This window comes from Streptomyces polygonati (genome assembly GCF_042650325.1).
Lineage (GTDB): Bacteria > Actinomycetota > Actinomycetes > Streptomycetales > Streptomycetaceae > Actinacidiphila > Actinacidiphila polygonati.
Genome location: NZ_JBHSBB010000007.1, coordinates 300,768 through 316,433, shown reverse-complemented (window position 1 = coordinate 316,433; position 15,666 = coordinate 300,768). Strand labels below are relative to the sequence as shown.

Annotated in this window: 13 protein-coding genes and 1 pseudogene; 10 read left to right on the top strand and 4 right to left on the bottom strand. The window is 71.5% G+C overall.

The genetic code is table 11. From position 1 onward, the window contains the following. The first annotated feature begins 46 nt into the window (after nt 1-46). The 3 genes from ACFO3J_RS07730 (at nt 47) to ACFO3J_RS07720 (ending at nt 3,392) form a co-directional block, all read left to right on the top strand. A complete protein-coding gene (locus ACFO3J_RS07730) occupies nt 47-967 on the top strand; it encodes a carbohydrate ABC transporter permease (protein WP_449343639.1) in 921 nt (306 codons plus the stop codon). Next, nucleotides 964-1,884, top strand: a complete 921-nt coding sequence (locus tag ACFO3J_RS07725) for a carbohydrate ABC transporter permease (RefSeq protein ID WP_386427442.1) — start codon at nt 964-966, stop codon at nt 1,882-1,884. Before ACFO3J_RS07730 ends, ACFO3J_RS07725 begins: the two co-directional genes overlap by 4 nt. A 413-nt stretch (nt 1,885-2,297) precedes the next feature. Next, entirely contained in the window at nt 2,298-3,392 is a 1,095-nt protein-coding gene (locus ACFO3J_RS07720; protein WP_386427440.1) for a substrate-binding domain-containing protein, read from the top strand. Nucleotides 3,393-3,549: 157 nt separating this feature from the next. On the opposite strand, the gene ACFO3J_RS07715 is transcribed toward ACFO3J_RS07720, so the two are convergent. Beyond that, complete coding sequence (locus ACFO3J_RS07715) at nt 3,550-5,931, bottom strand: chitobiase/beta-hexosaminidase C-terminal domain-containing protein (protein ID WP_386427438.1); 2,382 nt, start codon at nt 5,929-5,931, stop codon at nt 3,550-3,552. A gap of 301 nt (nt 5,932-6,232) precedes the next feature. Between ACFO3J_RS07715 and ACFO3J_RS07710 the strand changes: the two genes are divergently transcribed. From ACFO3J_RS07710 to ACFO3J_RS07700, 3 genes are all read left to right on the top strand, one after another. Then, entirely contained in the window at nt 6,233-7,204 is a 972-nt protein-coding gene (locus ACFO3J_RS07710) for an SDR family NAD(P)-dependent oxidoreductase (protein ID WP_386427436.1), read from the top strand. A 210-nt stretch (nt 7,205-7,414) separates the two neighbouring features. Further along, nucleotides 7,415-8,362: a N(4)-(beta-N-acetylglucosaminyl)-L-asparaginase gene (locus tag ACFO3J_RS07705; protein WP_386427434.1), complete on the top strand. Its 948-nt coding sequence runs from the start codon at nt 7,415-7,417 to the stop codon at nt 8,360-8,362. Further along, nucleotides 8,359-9,189 carry a M55 family metallopeptidase gene (locus tag ACFO3J_RS07700; protein ID WP_386427432.1) on the top strand — a complete coding sequence of 277 codons (831 nt, stop codon included), beginning with the start codon at nt 8,359-8,361 and terminating at the stop codon, nt 9,187-9,189. The genes ACFO3J_RS07705 and ACFO3J_RS07700 overlap by 4 nt, the downstream gene beginning before the upstream one ends. An 83-nt stretch (nt 9,190-9,272) precedes the next feature. Here the strand turns inward: ACFO3J_RS07700 and ACFO3J_RS07695 are convergent, their stop codons facing one another. The 3 genes from ACFO3J_RS07695 to ACFO3J_RS07685 form a co-directional block, all read right to left on the bottom strand. Then, nucleotides 9,273-9,731: a DUF1348 family protein gene (locus ACFO3J_RS07695; protein WP_386427430.1), complete on the bottom strand. Its 459-nt coding sequence runs from the start codon at nt 9,729-9,731 to the stop codon at nt 9,273-9,275. Nucleotides 9,732-9,882: 151 nt separating this feature from the next. Then, entirely contained in the window at nt 9,883-10,170 is a 288-nt protein-coding gene (locus ACFO3J_RS07690) for a DUF4190 domain-containing protein (RefSeq protein ID WP_386427429.1), read from the bottom strand. 154 nt (nt 10,171-10,324) lie between these two features. Then, entirely contained in the window at nt 10,325-11,689 is a 1,365-nt protein-coding gene (locus tag ACFO3J_RS07685; protein WP_386427803.1) for a hypothetical protein, read from the bottom strand. A gap of 185 nt (nt 11,690-11,874) precedes the next feature. Between ACFO3J_RS07685 and ACFO3J_RS07680 the strand changes: the two genes are divergently transcribed. The 4 genes and pseudogenes from ACFO3J_RS07680 to ACFO3J_RS07665 all read left to right on the top strand — a co-directional run. Then, nucleotides 11,875-13,173, top strand: coding sequence for a molybdopterin-dependent oxidoreductase (locus ACFO3J_RS07680; RefSeq protein WP_386427427.1), 1,299 nt, complete (start codon nt 11,875-11,877; stop codon nt 13,171-13,173). Further along, on the top strand, nt 13,170-13,652 hold the full coding sequence (locus ACFO3J_RS07675; RefSeq protein WP_386427425.1) for a hypothetical protein: 483 nt from the start codon (nt 13,170-13,172) through the stop codon (nt 13,650-13,652). The genes ACFO3J_RS07680 and ACFO3J_RS07675 overlap by 4 nt, the downstream gene beginning before the upstream one ends. A 113-nt stretch (nt 13,653-13,765) precedes the next feature. Next, entirely contained in the window at nt 13,766-14,863 is a 1,098-nt protein-coding gene (locus ACFO3J_RS07670) for an NAD-dependent epimerase/dehydratase family protein (protein WP_386427424.1), read from the top strand. A 5-nt stretch (nt 14,864-14,868) separates the two neighbouring features. Then, nucleotides 14,869-15,561 (top strand): annotated as a pseudogene (locus tag ACFO3J_RS07665) (glycosyltransferase family 2 protein); the annotation flags it as partial. Nucleotides 15,562-15,666: the final 105 nt, after the last annotated feature.

Genomic DNA, 15,666 nt, shown 5'->3' with positions numbered 1-15,666 from the left:
CCAGGACGGGGCCCCGGTCCGACGCCGCCGCCGGAGCGTGCGCACGATGAGCGCCCGAGACCGCGTCGTGGTGGCGCTGCTGCTCGGCATCCCGCTGCTGCTGGACCTGGCCTTCGTCTGGTTCCCGGCGATCGGGACGGTACTGCTGTCGTTCACCAAGTGGAACGGCGTCGGCAGCCTGCACACCACGACCTGCAAGCCGAACCTGCCGTCGATCCTCAACAACGGCTGCGTGTACGGCATACAGAACTACCACCAGGCCGTGACGATCTACCCGGAGTTCTGGCCGGCGGTACGGCACAATCTGATCTGGCTGGCCGTCTTCGTGGTGATCGCCACCCCGCTCGGCATGCTGTTCGCGGTGGTCATCGACCGCGGTATCAAGGGCAGCCGGATGTACCAGAGCATCCTCTTCCTGCCGGTGATGCTGTCGCTGGCCCTGGTCGGCATCATCTGGGAGTTCATGTACTCCCAGGACTACGGCCTGATCAACAGCGTCATCGGCCGCGACCACGGCGGCGATTCGATCGACTGGCTCGGCAATCCGCATCTCAACTTGTGGGCGGTGCTGGTGGAGGCCACCTGGCGGCAGGCCGGATACGTCATGGTGCTGTACCTGGCCGGCCTCAAGGCGGTCGACCCGACCCTGCGCGAGGCAGCGCTGATGGACGGCGCCAACGCCTGGCAGACCTTCTGGCGGGTGGTCTTCCCGGTGATGCGGCCGATCAACATCGTCATCATGGTCGTCACCGTCATCGAGTCCCTGCGTGCCTTCGACCTGGTCTACATCACCAACAAGGGCATCAACGGTCTGGAACTGCTGTCGGTGCTGGTGACGTCGAACATCGTCGGCGAGACCCAGCGGGTCGGCTTCGGGTCGGCGCTGGGCGTGGTGCTGCTGGTGATCTCCCTGGTGCCCATCTCGATCTTCCTGTTCCAGACCTTCCGGCGAGAGGAATCGCAGTGAGCGCCGAAACCCTTGCCGGGCCGCGGGTGTCCTCCCCGGCCGACGGCCACGCGGGCCGGCGGCGCCGTCCGTGGGGCCAGGCCGCCTCGCAGCTGTTCCTGATCGTCTCCTGCGTGCTGTGGATCCTGCCGATCGCGTTCGCGCTGTACGTGGCGGTCCGGCCGTACTCCGACACCCGCAAGTACGGCTATGTCTCGCTGCCGCACCATCTGACGTTCAGCAACTTCAGCGACGCCTGGTCCCAGTCGGACATGGGGCACTTCCTGTGGAACTCGGTGCTGATCACGGTGCCTTCGGTGATCATCGTGCTGACGCTGGCGTCCGGGGTGGCCTTCGTCCTCAGCCGGGTCGACATCAAGCTCAACGTCGCGCTGCTGATCCTGTTCACGGCCGGCAACCTGCTGCCGCAGCAGGTCATCATCACGCCGCTGTACCGGATCTATCTGAAGATCCCGCTGCCGCACTTCCTGGCCGGCAGCGGACTGATGTACAACTCGGTCTTCGGGCTGATCGTCATCAATGTGGCCTTCCAACTGGGCTTCTGCGTCTTCGTGCTGAGCAACTACATGAAGTCGATCCCCGGGGAGATGTACGAGGCCGCGCTGGTGGACGGCGCGAGCCTGTGGACGCGGTACTGGCGGCTGACCGTCCCGCTGTGCCGTCCGGCGCTGGCGGCGCTGGCGACCTTGCTGACCACCTGGATCTACAACGACTTCTTCTGGGCCATCACCTTGATGTCGTCGGGCGACAAGCGGCCGGTCACCTCGGCGCTGGCCAACCTCCAGGGGCAGTTCGTCAGCAACCAGAACATGATCGCGGCCGCGGCGATGATCGCGGCGATCCCCACCCTGGTGGTCTACGTGCTGCTGCAGAAGCAGTTCATCGCGGGTCTGTCGCTGGGGTCCAGCAAGGGCTGAGGCGGCGCGCCGCGCGCCGACCGGCCGGGCCGCCCGGCGCGGCCCGGACCCCGCGGGGTCCGGGCCGCGGGCGGCACCCGGGCCGGTCCTCGGCATGCCCGGCCGCGGTCGCGTGAGCACCCGGCGCGACCGGCTCGGGCCGTGTTCCGGCCCCGCTCCGGCCCCGCTCGGGCAGCCGGAGTTTGATCGGGTTTTACCCTCTCAGCCGGGACCAAGAGTTCACATGTTGACGATGGGGGCATACCGGTGTCCTCATGCCGGGATCTGAGAGCGCGCTCAGTCGCCTTAGGGAGCAATTTGATTACACAAGGCGCGGCCTCGTCTTCACTTATTGACGCGCCGGAGGTTGGCCGAGTTGACTCGCCGTCACTTGGGCCGCGGTGTTGCGGCCCTGTCCGTGGAGGCGACGTTCTATGAACACGATGACGCGTCGAGTAGTGGTGGGCACGGCCGTGGTATCGATGGCGTTCGCCGTTGCCGCGTGCGGGAAGACGGGCGGCGACAAGGACAACTCGGACAGCAACAAGAGCAAGAGCAAGGTCATCGGCCTGCTGCTGCCCGATACCGTCACGGCCCGCTACGAGCAGTTCGACAAGCCGCTGATCGAGGCCGCCATCAAGCGCCTGTGCTCCGACTGCACCGTCTCCTACGCCAACGCGGCCGGTGTCCCGGCCAGCCAGGCGCAGCAGGTCAGTGCCATGATCACCCAGGGTGCCAAGGTTCTGATCGTCGACCCGCAGGACGCGGCCGGCATTCAGTCGTCCATCAAGGCCGCGGTGTCCCAGGGCGTCAAGGTGGTCTCCTACGACCGCCTCGCGCAGGGCCCGGTGTCGGCGTATGTCTCGTACGACAACGAGAAGGTCGGCGAACTGCAGGGCAAGGCGCTGCTGGACGCGCTGGGCGCGAAGGCCACCCCGTCGGCCAAGATCGTCATGATCAACGGCGACGACGCCGACCCGAACGCCGCCGACTTCAAGAAGGGCGCCCACGCGGTCCTCGACGGCAAGGTGGACATCGCCTACGAGCAGAGCGGTCTGTGGAAGGGCCCGGTGGCCAACCAGAAGGTGACCGCGGCGATCACCCAGCTCGGCGCGAAGAACATCGTCGGCGTCTACTCCGCCAACGACACGATGGCCGGCGGTGCGGCAACCGCCCTGTCGGGCGCCGGTATCAAGGTGCCGCTGACCGGTCAGGACGCGCAGCTGGACGCCATCCAGCGGATCCTGCTGGGCACCCAGACGTCGACGGTCTTCAAGGACTACGGGCCCGAGGCCGACACCACCGCCCAGATCGCGGTCGGCCTGCTGAACGGCAAGGACGTCAAGTCCCTCACGGACACCACCGTGACCAGCGGCTCCGGGCAGAGCATCCCGTCCAAGCTGCTGGTCGCCGCCTCGCTGACGCAGGCGAACGTCGGCGACATCGTCAACAAGTACCACTACTACACCGTGGCCCAGATCTGCACCTCGCAGTTCGCCAAGGCCTGCGCCGCGGCCGGACTCAAGTAGGGCGCCGGACAGCGGACGAGCGGGGCCGGCGGAGACTGTGCACAGTCTCCGCCGGCCCCGCTCGGTTGTCCCCGGTCGCCGTCACGTGGTGCCGCCGATCGGCTGATCGGGGGCACCACGTGACCGGGCCGGCCCGTCCGGCGGACCGGCCGCTCCGTTACGGGAAGTTGACGACGTTGCTCGGGGTGGTGTTGGCCGCGGTGACCGCACCGGTGTCGTTGATGACGTGGGTGATGGTGCCCACGCCGCCCAGGGACACGGTCAGGGCGTCGTGGAACTTCACGCCCGCGGTGTTGGGCACCTCGAACGCGTGGTAGTTGTTCACCGCCGGGTTGACGTTGAAGTAGCAGTAACTGCCCAGCCCCCAGGCCTCATGGGTGGTGACGCTTGCTCCCACCTTGTAGGCGGCGTAGCCGTTGACCGAGGCCGAGCTCTTCCAGGCCGCCTGGTTGGGCGGGTCGTACGGGTTCTCGTTCTGGAAGAAGATCGTCTTGCCGCCCTGGCCGTTCCACACCACCTCGTACTTCTGGTAGTGCTCGACGAACAGCCCGGTGGCCAGCACATTGGCGCCGTTGACGGTCAGTCCGGTGTCCGCGGTGTTGACGGTCCAGCCGACCGAGCCGGCGTTGCCGTGGTCGGCGCGCCAGGCCCAGATGTGGTCGATGATCGCGTTGTTGCTGTTGACGACCAGGCTGTTGGTGGCCTTGCCGACGTGCTCGCCGCCGATCCGGAAGAAGACGTCCTGGATGGTGGTCGGGTTGGCCGCGTGGTTCGCGGACGACCCGGACGGGCCGACGGTCAGCAGCGCCGCCGAGTTGGTGGTGCCGGCGTCGAACAGCAGGCCCTTGAGGCGTACTCCGTCCACGTCGGCGACCTGCATGGCGTTGACCCCGTTGTCGGGGACGAACGTCGGGTAGCCGATGCCGAGGATGGTGGTGTTGGCCTTGGTGACGTTGAGCGTCTGGCTCAGGTGGTAGACACCCGGGGTGACGAACAGGTTGCAGCCCTGGGACAGGGCGTTGTTGATGGTCGCCGCGGTGTCACCGGCCTTGACCACGTAGAACTGGCTCATCGGCTGCGAGGTGCCGGGGGTGCTGCCGGACGCCCAGCTCGGGCCGGAGGCGTTGGTACGCAAGGAGGGCAGGAACACCCGGTACTTGCCGGTGCTGTCGATGTAGAGGTAGGGCACGTCGCGGGAGACCGGGGTGGTGGCGAGGGTGGTCTCGGGCGGGTTGGGGAAGGTGTTCGCGGGCGCGCCGCTCACACCGGAGAAGACCATGTTCCACACGCCGCCGTTCCAGCTGCCGAAGCTGCTGTCGCGGCTGTACCACTGCTGCTGCGAGGCCGTGGCGGCCTGGCCGCTGACCTTGGTGTCGGCGATGTAGCCGCCGCTGGCGTAACCATAGCTGGCCGGGTACAGGTTGAGGCCGCCGTGCACGTCGATCCGGCGGAACGGAGCGGCCTGCGCCACCGCCCAGCGGTCGGAGCCGCCGCTGGGGTTGATCGCGAGGTTCTCCGCGGAACGCCAGAAGTTCTGGGTGGCGTTGCCGGCGTCGGAGGCGTTGAAGGCGTCGACGGTGACGTCACCGTTGATGGTCACCTGGTCCGGGTTCTGGCCCAGACCGGCCACCGAGGTGTAGAAGCCGACGTTGTCCTCGACCGCGTAGGTGCCCGGCTTGTAGAGGTCGGCCACCCGGTTCTCGCTGAACTGTGCGGTGTTGGTGTCCTTCATCTGGTTGAACTGCGCGTCGAGCTGCGCCTGGATGGCGGCGTTGCCCATCGACGGGTCGAAGATGTGCACGTTCGGGCCGAAGTCGGGTGTGTCGGACTGCGCCGGGCAACCGGTCGGGGTGGTGCTGCCGATGGTGAAGGCGGCACTGGCCACCGCGGAGTTGGTCGAGCCGGACTTGGTGGCTATCGCCTGGACCGTGGTGGTCGCGGTGATGCTCAGCGCGGTCGTGTACGTGGGTGAACTCGCCGTCGGCGTCGAGCCGTCGAGGGTGTAGTGGATGGCCGCGCCGGAGGTGGCGTCGGTGATGGTGACCGTCTGCGCCGTGGTGAAGGTGCCGCCGGCCGGGCTGAAGACCGGGGTGGCGACCGCGCCCGGCGGCGGGGTGGTGGTGCCACCGCCGCCGCCCTGGGTGTAGGTGAAGTGCGGCGTGTCGTACTGCGGGCCGCTCTTCTCGTAGGTGAACCAGTACTCCAGCACCGAGCCGGTGGTCAGCGAACTGACCGTCCAGGTCCAGACGTTGCCGGCGGCGGTCATCCGGACGTTCTGCTGGTTGGCGCCGTTGACCAGGTAGTGCGCGTCGACATAGGCGGCCGGCGTGGTGGGGGTGAAGGTGATCTTCGCCTGGGTGGTGCTGAGCTGGCTGACGCTCTGCGTGTAGTCGGAGGCGTCCGCGGCGGCGGTGCCGATGGTCTGGGTCAGACCCAGCAGCCCGACCAGTGCGAGCAGCAGTGCCCCGAGCAGGGCCACGCCCCGCTGGTGGAGCAGTTGTCGGGGCCGGCTGCGGCCCTCGGAGACGGTGCGGCGCATAAGTGTGGGGTCCTTTCGCCTGGCTTCGTGAACCGAACGCCAGGTCAGCGCGGAAATTGTGGGGGTGGTTCGCGCTCTGCGCTATGCATTCAGGGCTGAATTCCCGCTCCAGCCCTTCGATTCAGCCTGTTGAAAACGCTCTCACTCTGCGATCTGGGGAAGCCTCGATCCGTAAGGCAGTGTCAAGTGGCCGTGGCGAGCAGTCAAGACGCTGTACGGGATTCACGCCGTGGGCGGTCCCGCCGGGATCGGCCGACGGCGCACTTGCCTTGGAGTGCACTCCAGTTCGTAGCGTGGCGGCATGAAGAAAGCGACGACACCTCAGCACGGCATCGACTCAGGGTTCGGAGCCCGCAGCACCGCCGCCGAAGTCCTGGCGGGCGTCGATCTGTCCGGGAAGCTGGCCCTGATGACCGGCGGTTACTCCGGCATCGGCCTGGAGGCGACCCGGGCGCTGGCCGCCGCGGGCGCCCGGGTGGTGGTGCCGGCCCGGCGCCCGGACGCCGCCCGCGAGGCGCTGGCGGGGATCGACGGCGTGGAGGTGGACGCACTGGATCTGGCCGAGCAGTCCTCGATCGCCGCCTTCGCCGACCGCTTCCTCGCCTCCGGCCGCGACATCCACCTCATGATCAACAGCGCCGCCGTGATGGCGAGCCCGTACGCCACCGTAGGACCCGGCTGGGAGGCGCAGTTCGGCATCAACCACTTGGGCCACTACGCCCTGGTGAACCGGTTGTGGCCGGCCGTCGCCCGGGGCCGCGGCCGGGTGGTCTCGGTGTCCTCCGCCGGGCACCGCCGCTCGCCGGTCCGCTGGGACGACGTGGACTTCACCGGGGGCTACGACAAGTGGCAGGCGTACGGGCAGGCCAAGACCGCCAACGCGCTGTTCGCCCGGCACCTGGACACCCTCGGCGCGGACGCGGGCGTCCGGGCCTTCTCGGTCCACCCCGGCGGCATCCTCACCCCGCTGCAGCGGCACCTGACCCGGCAGGAGATGGTCGACTTCGGCTGGGTGGACGAGGACGGCAAACCGGTCAACGACAGTTTCAAGACCCCGGAGCAGGGCGCCGCCACCCAGGTGTGGGCCGCCACCTCCCCGCGCCTGGACGGCCTGGGCGGGGTCTACTGCGAGGACTGCGACATAGCACCGCTCGCGCCGGACGACGATCCGGCCGCCCCGGGGGTGCGTTCCTGGGCCGCCGATCCCGAGCAGGCCGCCCGGCTGTGGGCGCTGTCGGCGGCGCGGACCGGCATCGACGCCTTCGCCTCCTGACCGGCGGCGGGCCCGCCGCACCCGCCCCGCGGCCGGGCGGGCCCGCCCCGGGGCGCGTGTTCCGGCAGGTCGCAGGGGGTGGGGTGCCCGGCTGTCGGAGGCGGGTGCGAGACTTCGGCCACAGACACGTGAGCGGTCCACGGATCAGCCGGCCGATCCGGCCGGCGGATCCGGGCCGGGCCGGACGGATGGGCACCGGACAGGAGGAACATGCCGGAAGCGGTGATCATCGGCAGTGAGCGCAGCGAGGTCGGGCTGCCGACCGGAATGGACGTGCTGCGGCGCGGCGGCTCGGCGCTGGACGCGGTGGAGGCCGCGATGCGGCGCTGCGAGGACAATCCGGCCGACCATTACGTGGGGACCGCCGGGCTGCCCAACGCGCAGGGCGTGGTCGAGCTGGACGCGTCCTTGATGCTCGGCTCGAGCCGGCGCTTCGGGGCGGTGGGCGCGCTGCGCGGCTACCCGAACCCGATATCGGTGGCCAGGGCGGTGCTGGAGAAGCTGCCGCAGCACAGCCTGCTGGTCGGCGAGGGCGCCGCGCTGTTCGCCGCGGAGAACGGCTTCAGCACGGCCGACCTGCTGACCGACGAGTCGCGGGAGCTGTGGCGCAAGCAGGTCACCCAGTCCCGGGAGTCGGTGGAGGGCGAGAACACCAGCGCCACCGACGGCGACGCCCGCTACCGGGAGAGCGCCCTGGCGCTGATCCGGCGGCTGGCGCCCCACGACGGCCCCTGGGGCACGATCAACATCATCGCGCTGGACGCCTCCGGCGAGATGTGCGTCGGGGTGTCCACCTCCGGCTACCCGTACAAGTATCCGGGCCGGGTGGGCGACTCCGCGCTGCCGGGCGCCGGCAACTGGTGCGATCTGCGGGCCGGCGGCGCGGCCTGCACCGGCCGCGGCGAGCTGAGCATGCGCGGCGGCACCGCCCGTACGATCGTCGATCTGCTGGCGGCCGGCCAGGACCCGTCCGACGCGTGCCGGGCGGCGCTGGCCGACGCGGCCACCCTGCCGGACGACTTCCGAGCCGAGCTACGGGCGCTGGCCCTCACCCCGGACGGACGGCACGGCGGCGCGGCCGGTCAGCAGGGCAGTGTGTACGCGCTGATGACCGACGCGTCCACCGAGCCCGAGTTCCGGCCCCGGAGCGTGCTGTGAAGATCTTCGTCTCCTCCGACATGGAGGGCACCGCCGGGGTGGTGGACTGGTCGCAGTGCCGCCCGGGCCAGTCGGAGTACGAGTACTACCGGCTGCTGCTCCAGGAGGAGGTCAACGCGGCCATCGAGGGCGCGATGGAGGGCGGCGCGACACGGTTCCTGGTCAACGACTCGCACTCCACGATGGCCAATCTCCGCCCCGACGCGCTGGCCGGCCGGGCGCGGTATCTGTCGGGCCGCCACAAGCCGCTGTACATGATGCAGGGGCTCGACGCGTCCTTCGACGGCGTCTTCTTCGTGTCCTACCACGGCTCGATGTCGGGTACGCCGGCCACGCTGTCGCACACCTACAACCCGGCGGCGATCAGCGAGGTGCGGCTCAACGGCGTCGTCGCCGGCGAGAGCGGCATCAACGCGCTGGTGGCCCTCGGCCACGGCGTCCCGGTGCTGCTGATCACCGGTGACGAGACCACGGCCACCGAACTGGAGCCCTTCAGCCCGCGGGCGATCGGCGCGGTCGTCAAGACCTCGGTCTCCCGGTTCGCGGCCGACAGCCTGCACCCGGCCGAGGCCCGCGATCTGATCCACGACGCCGCCCGCCTGGCGGTCGAGGCCCTGCCGTCAGCGGCACCGCCGAGTATCGAGCTGCCGGCCACCCTGACCGTGCGGATGCGCAACCCGGACCTGGCCGAGATGGCCACCTGGATCAGCGGGGTCGTGTCCGATCCGGCCGATCCGGTGGCGGTCCGGATCACCGACGACGATCCGATCCGGCTCTACCGCACCTTCATCACCGTGGTGCTGCTCACCCGCGGCATCGCCGAGTGAGCGGCGCCGGGTGACCTCGTCGTGCGGGCGGCCGGCCCACGGGCCGGCTCCCCGCACGGTCCCGTGTCCCGGGCTCCCCGCCGTCACCGGGTCGGGAACTCGGTGCCGCGCTCGCTGTCCGGCCGCGGCCCGAAGATACGCCGCTCGGCCGCCGTGATCCGCACGTCGTTGATGCTGCCCTCGCGGCGCGCCATCAGCCCGTGCTCGTCGAACTCCCACAGTTCGTTGCCGTAGGAGCGCCACCACTGCCCCGCGGCGTCGTGGGACTCGTACTGGAAGCGGACCGCGATGCGGTTCCCGGTGAACGACCAGAGGTTCTTGCGGAGCGCGTAGTCGAGTTCGCGCTTCCACTTCGAGGTCAGGAACTCGACGATCTCGGCGCGTCCGGTGATGAAGGAGTCCCGGTTGCGCCAGACGGAGTCGGCCGTGTAGGCGCCGGCGACCTTCTCCGGGTCGCGGGTGTTCCAGGCGTCCTCCGCCGCCTGGACCTTCCGCAGCGCGGAGTCGTGGTCGAAGGGCGGCAGCGGCGGTCGATCGGTCATGGACGTCTCCTGACAAGGGTCTTTCCCGACCCTCTTTTTATCGCAGCGCCGCCGCGAAGGGATCCCGGACACGGCCGGACGCGACAGGAGCCCCGGCCGGTGATCGGGCCGGGGCTCCGAAGACGGCGGGATCGCCGCCGCCGGCTGCGGGTCAGCTGCCGATGTGCCACTGCAGGCCGCCGTGACTGCTCGCGACCGCCAGCACGACAATGAACAGCGCGATGTCGACCGCGCCGAGGATCACCGCGGCCAGGGCCATCCCCCGGCCGGACGCGCCGCGGCCGGCGTTGCGCAGGCCGATGCCGCCGAAGATCAGCGCCAGCGGGCCGAGGATGAAGTTCAGTACGAAGACGCCCACCACACCGCACACCAGCCCGGCCACCGCCAGGCCGTTCGAACCGGTCGTGGACCGCGTCGTGTTGCCGTAACCCGTGGTCATCGCGTACCCCTCCGTTTCCCGCCGGCTCCGGGCGCCCTCCTCCGGGCTCCGGGCGAGTCCGCCGCCGGTTGGTCGTCGTAAGAGGTCGCTTGCCCGGCCGGCGCCGGTACACCCCTGGCAGCCGCGGCGGGGCGCCGATCGGAGCGCGCCCCGCTCACCAGCCGGTCAGGAAGAGGTGGTTGACCAGGAGGGCGAGGCCGGCCTGCGCGGCCAGCCATCCCCGGCGGTCCCGGGACGGCAGCAGCGCGGCGGTCGCGGGCAGCCACAAGGTGAAAGGCAGCCAGATACGTTCGGTCTCCGCCTTGCTCATGCCCGAGAGGTCGGCGGCGAGCATCGCCAGCAGGAAGCCGCAGGGCACCAGCACCGCCCCGACCGCCCGCCGGTCCCGGTCGAGGTCCCCGCCGCGCCACCGCCACCGTGCCTTCTCCGGCACGGCGGCCAGGACGCGGCGCAGCCCCGCCACCGACGCGGGCCCGGCGGCGACCACCACCGTGCCGAGGTCGCCCCACAGCCAGTAGGCGTACGGGCGGACGCCGCCGTAGCCCTGGAAGTAGCGGGTCCTGAGCAGGCCGTACGCCTGCCACCAGTCGAAGCCGGCCGCACCGAAGGCCGCCACGACCACGGCGCAGCCGAGCAGGACGAAGGGCAGCGGACGCGGGGTCCCGGCGGACAGCAGGACGGCCAGGGCCGGGATCGCCAGCAGGGTGAGCCCGTAGGACAGATAGAGCGCGGCGCCGAAGAGCAGGCCGCTGCCGAGGCCGGCGGCGGCCGCCCGCCACCGGGCCTCCCGGGTGGCCGCGACGGCGAGCAGCGCCAGCGCCCAGGCCGCGACGGCGGCGAACCAGCCGTCGGCGGACACACCGACCCAGACCGCGCCGGGGGTGAGCACGAGGAACGGCGCGGCGGCCCGCGCCCGCCGCTCGCCCGTCAGCGTGCGCAGCGCGACGGCCGCGGCGACCGCGACGGAGCTGCCGGCGGTGACGCAGAAGGCGCCGGCCCAGACGGGGCCGCCGAGCCCGAGGCGGTCCAGGCCGACGAAGGTCAGTACCGCGCCGACCGGGTGACCCGCGATATGGGTGCCCCAGTGCTCGGGCGCGTAGAGCAGGATGTGGCCGGTGAAGTCGCGCACAGTGGCGCCGACCGGGTCGAAGCGGGGCACTCCGGTCAGATACTCCCCCGGTGTGGTCAGGCGGTCCGTGACTCCCTGCCGCCAGCCGTCCACCAGGGCCAGCGCCCAGGTCCACGCCATGGCCGCCGCCCAGCCCGACAGCAGCAGCGTCCCCCACGGCAGCCGCGCCGCCAGTCCCGGGCCGTAGCCGATGACGAGCGCGGCCACCGCGAGGGCCGCGGGGGTGCCGGGACCCAGGTGCGGTCGCCAGTAGGCCTCCAGCGGCGGCCAGGGCACCCGCAGGGTGTCCACGTCGAGCTTGAGACACGCGCCGACCGCGGCGACGACCGCGAACAGCAGCAGTCCGGCCCCCGCCGCCACCAGATCCCGCCGCCGCCCGCCGGCCGGCATCCCCGGCCGGACCGCCGCCCCACCGTCCGGACCGGCGGCGGTGCTGTCCGGGGGCGAAGGCGTGAGGGTCACCCCGCCACACTAGGCACGCGATGCCCGCGGGGCCGGTCCCGACCCGCGGCCCCGCGCTTCCGTCCCGAGTCGGTACCACGGAAACCCACCCGGTCCGCTCTAGTGTCCCGGCCATGAACGTTCCGCATGTGACGGTCCGTCACCTTCCTCCCGGTCCGTGGCGCAGCCCCCTGCGGGGGCCGTGGCTGACGTCGGTGTTCGGGCTGGTGCTGCTCGTCGGCATTCCGCTGGTCTTCGTCACCGGCCTGCTGTCGTACGCCGCCTACAACCCCGATCTCGCGCCGATCAACGACAAGACCCCGGGCAAGGGGCTGTTCGGCTTCTACCTCTTCTCGTGGCCGACCGATCCGTACTGGCTCTACCGGCTCACCCAGGGTGTGCACGTCACCCTGGGCATCGTGCTGGTGCCGGTGCTGCTGGCCAAGCTGTGGTCGGTGGTCCCCCGGCTGTACACGCTGCCGCCGGTGCGCTCGGTCGCCCAGGCGCTGGAGCGGCTGTCGTTGCTGCTGCTGGTCGGCGGCGCGCTGTTCGAGTTCGTCACCGGGCTGCTCAATGTGCAGCTGGACTATGTGTTCCCCGGGTCCTTCTATCCGCTGCACTTCTACGGCGCCTGGGTGTTCTTCTTCGCGGTCGTCGCCCATGTGGCCCAGCGGCTGCCGCGTGTCGTACGGGCGCTGCGCAGCCGCGAGTTCCGGGCCGAACTCCGCACGAACACCGCCGGCACCCGGCCCGAGGCGCCGGACGACACCGGACTGGTGTCGTCCCGTCCGGCCGAACCGACGATGTCCCGGCGCGGCGCGCTCGGCATGGTGGGGCTCGGCTCGCTGGCCCTGCTGGTGGTGACGGCGGGTCAGAGCATCGGCGGTTCGCTGCGGAGGACCGCGCTGCTGGCGCCGCACGGCAGGAACCCGGGCTCGGGTCCGAACGGCTTCCCGATCAACAAGACCGCGGCCCTGCTCCACGTCAGGCCGCAGGATCTGGGCGAGAACTGGCGGCTGGTCGTCAATGGGAACAGCCGCCGGGTCACCCTGTCGCTGGCGGACGTGCGCCGGCTGCCCCAGCACCGCTCCGCGCTGCCGATCGCCTGTGTGGAGGGCTGGTCGACCGAGGACCAGCACTGGGAGGGGGTGCGGCTGCGCGACCTGGCCCGGCTGGTGGGCTTCCACGGCGATCCGCCCGGCGTGTTCGTGGAGTCCGTGCAACTGTCCGGCCCCTTCCGGGCGGTGGCGCTGCGTGACAACCAGGTGCGCGATCCGCGATCGCTGCTGGCGCTGCGCGTCAACGGCGCGGTGCTCTCCCGCGACCACGGCTTTCCGGCCCGGGTCATCGTGCCCGGCGCGCCGGGTGTGATGAACACCAAGTGGGTCCGCCAGCTCAGCTTCGGCGCTACCACCTTCGGACCGCGGTCGTGAGGGGCCCCGCCGCCCGGCGCTTCCGGGCGCTGTACGGGGGCTCGCCATGGCATCTGCTGCTTCTGCTCGCCTCCTTCGTGCTGTGCGGCTACGCCACCGCGAAGCTGCTGGAGGGTGACTGGTCGGGGATCGTGGAGTGGTTCGTCGTGGCCGTGCTGCTGCACGACCTGGTGCTGGTGCCGCTGTACGGCGGCGCGGACTGGCTGCTGCACCGGAGCCTGCGGGGCGACCGCGGACCCCGGGCGGCCCGGAGCGCGGCGGTCAACCACATCAGGGTGCCGGCCTTCCTGTCGCTGCTGTTGCTGCTGGTGTACTGGCCGCTGATCTCGCAACGCCCCGGCGCCCAGTTCGAGTTGATCACGGGTCTGACACCGGGCGCCTTCCTGCCCCGCTGGCTGCTGATCACCGCGGCGCTGTTCGTCGGGTCCGGACTCCTGTTCGCCGTCCGGCAGTGGCGGGCCAGGGCGGCGCGCGACTGACGCGACTGAACAGCCGATCATCACAACGGTCGGGCAGGTGAATTACCGACGAACCCGCGACGCCACGGTGCGGAAACGCCTACGCAGGGTCATCGGCCCCTAGGGTCGGCGCCATGCGCGTACTCGTCACCGGCGGCGCGGGCTTCATCGGCTCGCACATCGTCGCCGCCCTCTCCGCCCGCGGCCACGAGCCGGTCGTCCTCGACGCCCTGCTGCCCTCCGCGCACGGCGCGGCGCCGACACCGCCCGCCGCGCCCTGGATCCACGCGGACGTCCGGGACGCCGACGCGGTGGCCGGGGCGCTGCGCGGAGTGGACGCGGTCTGCCACCAGGCGGCCATGGTCGGCCTCGGCAAGGACTTCGCCGACGCCCCCGGGTATGTGGCCTGCAACGATCTGGGGACGGCCACGCTGCTGGCGGCCATGGCCGAGGCGGGCGTACGGCACCTGGTGCTGGCCGGGTCGATGGTGGTCTACGGCGAGGGCCGGTACGACTGCGGGCGGCACGGCCGGGTGGCGCCGGGTCCGCGCGCCGCCGCCGACCTGGCCGCGGGGCGGTTCGAGCCGCTCTGCCCGTCCTGCGGCGAGCGGTTGGCGCCCGGGCTCGTCGGGGAGGACGCCCCGGCCGATCCGCGCAATGTCTACGCCGCGACCAAGCTCGCCCAGGAGCACCTGGCGGCGGCCTGGGCCCGGGCGGTGGACGGCCGGGTGGTGGGCTTGCGCTACCACAATGTGTACGGGCCCGGGATGCCGCGCGACACACCCTACGCCGGGGTGGCCTCCTTCTTCCGCTCCTCGCTGGCCCGCGGTCAGGCGCCCCGGGTGTTCGAGGACGGCGGCCAGCGGCGGGACTTCGTTCACGTCCGGGACGTGGCGGCGGCCAATGTGCTGGCCCTGACCGCGCTGGCGGAGCGGGCGCCGGGCGGCTTCCGCGCCTTCAACACCGGCAGCGGCACCCCGCACACCATCGGCGAGATGGCGACCGCGCTGGCAGCGGCGTACGGCGGTCCGGCGCCGGTCGTCACCGGGGAGTACCGGCTCGGCGACGTCCGGCACATCACGGCCTCGTCCGAACGGCTGCGGACCGAGCTGGGCTGGCGGCCCGAGGTGGAATTCGCGGCCGGCGTGGCCGAGTTCGCCCGGGCGGCGCAGCGGCCGGTGCCGGTTCCGGACCAGCGCGCGACACCGGCCGCCCTGGCTGCCGGGAAGTGACGGACATGACCCCCACCACGGCCGATGTCGTACTGCCCTGCCTCGACGAGGCCCTGGCGCTGCCCTGGGTACTGGACCGGATTCCGCCCGGATGGCGGGCGATCGTCGTCGACAACGGCTCGACGGACGGCTCGGCGACGATCGCCGCGGAGCTGGGCGCGACGGTGGTACGCGAGCCGCTTCGCGGCTTCGGCGCCGCCTGTCACGCCGGGCTGCTCGCCGCCGAGGCCGAGTTCGTCTGCTTCTGCGACTGCGACGCCTCCCTCGACCCGGCGCTGCTGCCCGCCTTCGTCCACCGGGTCGCGGCCGGTGCGGCCGATCTCGTCCTCGGCCGCCGCCGGCCCGAGGGTACCGGCGCTTGGCCGGCCCATGCCCGGGCCGGGAATCTGGCGCTGGCCAGGATGCTGCGCCGGCGAACGGGCCTGCGCCTGCGCGACCTCGGCCCCCTGCGCGCGGCCCGGCGCGAGGCACTGCTCGCCCTGGACCTGACGGACCGCCGCAGCGGCTACCCCCTGGAGATGGTCGTACGGGCCGCCGACGCGGGCTGGCGGATCACCGAGAGCGACGTCCCCTACCGTCCGCGCGCCGGCAAGTCCAAGGTCACCGGCACCTGGCGCGGCACCTGGCAGGCGGTCCGCGACATGCGCGGGGTGCTGGCGGCGCCGCCGGTGGAGCCGGCGGTGGAGCCGGTGGCGGCGCCGCCGGATCGGGCGGGGGCGGCCGCTCGCGCCGGGGACCGGGCGGGTGCCGCCGGGCGTGGCGCCCACCCCGCGGACGCCGCCGACCGGCAAACCGCGCCCACG

What these genes read in the sequence shown, in the direction of transcription:
- ACFO3J_RS07680 (WP_386427427.1), top strand. Translation starts at nt 11,875, where the DNA reads ATGAACGTTCCGCATGTGACGGTCCGTCACCTTCCTCCCGGTCCGTGG.
- ACFO3J_RS07695 (WP_386427430.1), bottom strand. Translation starts at nt 9,731, where the DNA reads ATGACCGATCGACCGCCGCTGCCGCCCTTCGACCACGACTCCGCGCTG.
- ACFO3J_RS07705 (WP_386427434.1), top strand. Translation starts at nt 7,415, where the DNA reads ATGCCGGAAGCGGTGATCATCGGCAGTGAGCGCAGCGAGGTCGGGCTG.
- ACFO3J_RS07730 (WP_449343639.1), top strand. Translation starts at nt 47, where the DNA reads ATGAGCGCCCGAGACCGCGTCGTGGTGGCGCTGCTGCTCGGCATCCCG.
- ACFO3J_RS07715 (WP_386427438.1), bottom strand. Translation starts at nt 5,931, where the DNA reads ATGCGCCGCACCGTCTCCGAGGGCCGCAGCCGGCCCCGACAACTGCTC.
- ACFO3J_RS07670 (WP_386427424.1), top strand. Translation starts at nt 13,766, where the DNA reads ATGCGCGTACTCGTCACCGGCGGCGCGGGCTTCATCGGCTCGCACATC.
- ACFO3J_RS07720 (WP_386427440.1), top strand. Translation starts at nt 2,298, where the DNA reads ATGAACACGATGACGCGTCGAGTAGTGGTGGGCACGGCCGTGGTATCG.
- ACFO3J_RS07690 (WP_386427429.1), bottom strand. Translation starts at nt 10,170, where the DNA reads ATGACCACGGGTTACGGCAACACGACGCGGTCCACGACCGGTTCGAAC.
- ACFO3J_RS07710 (WP_386427436.1), top strand. Translation starts at nt 6,233, where the DNA reads ATGAAGAAAGCGACGACACCTCAGCACGGCATCGACTCAGGGTTCGGA.
- ACFO3J_RS07685 (WP_386427803.1), bottom strand. Translation starts at nt 11,689, where the DNA reads ATGCCGGCCGGCGGGCGGCGGCGGGATCTGGTGGCGGCGGGGGCCGGA.